This window comes from Edaphosphingomonas haloaromaticamans (assembly GCF_001853345.1).
In the GTDB taxonomy this organism is placed as follows: Bacteria; Pseudomonadota; Alphaproteobacteria; order Sphingomonadales; family Sphingomonadaceae; genus Sphingomonas_E; species Sphingomonas_E fennica.
Genome location: NZ_MIPT01000001.1, coordinates 2246744 through 2248253 on the forward strand (window position 1 = coordinate 2246744; position 1510 = coordinate 2248253).

At 63.3% G+C, this 1510-nt stretch carries 1 protein-coding gene; it reads left to right on the forward strand.

The window, feature by feature from the left end; genetic code table 11:
* The first annotated feature begins 512 nt into the window (after window positions 1-512).
* Complete coding sequence (nuoI, locus tag BHE75_RS10435) at window positions 513-998, forward strand: NADH-quinone oxidoreductase subunit NuoI (RefSeq protein WP_015456792.1); 486 nt, start codon at window positions 513-515, stop codon at window positions 996-998.
* The last annotated feature ends 512 nt before the right edge of the window (window positions 999-1510 follow it).

Sequence of the window (1510 nt, forward strand, 5' to 3'; positions counted from 1 at the left end):
AANCTTTCCGGCATCATCGATGCGCAGCGGGCGCATGTCTTCGGCTTCATCAACGGCTTCGGCTTCAACCCGCTGCTGTTCCCGATGGCGGTGGTGTTCCTGATTTCCGCCATGGCCGAAACCGCGCGCGCGCCGTTCGACCTGACCGAGGCGGAAAGCGAGATCGTCGCCGGCTACCAGACCGAATATTCGTCCATGGCCTTCGCGCTGTTCTGGCTGGGCGAATATGGCAACGTGCTGCTGATGTGCGCGCTGAACGCCGTGCTGTTCTGGGGCGGCTGGCTGCCTCCGATCGACTGGGCGCCGCTCTACGCCATCCCCGGCATCTTCTGGATGCTCGCGAAGATCCTGTTCTTCTTCTTCGTCTTCTCCTGGGTGAAGGCCACGGTCCCGCGCTACCGCTACGACCAGCTGATGCGGCTGGGCTGGAAGATCTTCCTGCCGCTGTCGCTGCTGTGGGTGTTCATCGTTTCCGGGTGGCTGATGCTCACCCGCTATTCGGGCGTGCTGTCATGAGCCTCGCGCATTACGTAAAGACCTTCACTCTCTGGGAGTTCGTGAAGGCGCACTGGCTGACCTTGAAGTATTTCTTCAAGCCCAAGGCGACGATCAACTACCCGTTCGAGAAGAACCCGCTTTCGCCCCGGTTCCGTGGCGAGCATGCGCTGCGCCGTTACCCCAATGGCGAGGAGCGCTGCATCGCGTGCAAGCTGTGCGAGGCGATCTGCCCGGCGCAGGCGATCACGATCGAGGCCGAGCCGCGCGACGACGGCAGCCGCCGCACCACGCGCTACGACATCGACATGACGAAGTGCATCTATTGCGGTTTCTGCCAGGAAGCCTGCCCGGTGGACGCCATCGTCGAGGGGCCGAATTTCGAATATGCCACAGAGACGCGCGAGGAGCTGATCTACGACAAGGCGAAGCTGCTTTCGAACGGGGATCGCTGGGAAAGCGCCATCGCCGCGAACATTGCCGCCGATGCGCCGTATCGGTAATGACCAGCGCATTCCAACCTCGCCTTCCGGGCACCCGCTCTTTCCGGGCGAAGCCGCGGGATGTGACCGCAGTGCAACGTGTCTCGATTCCGACGGGCACGAACGGGGAAGTGGTATCGTAAAGTGATTCAGACGATCGCCTTCTATCTTTTCGCCATCATGGTGATCGCGTCCGGCGTGCTCACCGTGACCGCGCGGAACCCGGTGCACTCGGTGCTCTGGCTCATCCTCGCCTTCTTCAACGCGGCGGGGCTGATGGTTCTCGTCGGCGCTGAATTCATCGCGATGCTGCTCGTCATCGTCTATGTCGGCGCGGTCGCGGTGCTGTTCCTGTTCGTGGTCATGATGCTGAACATCGATTTCGCGGAACTGCGCGCCGGTGTCGCCCGCTACGCGCCCCTGGGCGTGCTGCTGGGCCTGGTGCTGCTGGCCGAGATCGTGTTCGCCACCGCCGCCTGGAACGCGGGCGCGATCGACATGGCGCGCGCCGCCGCCCCGATCCCGGCCGANNT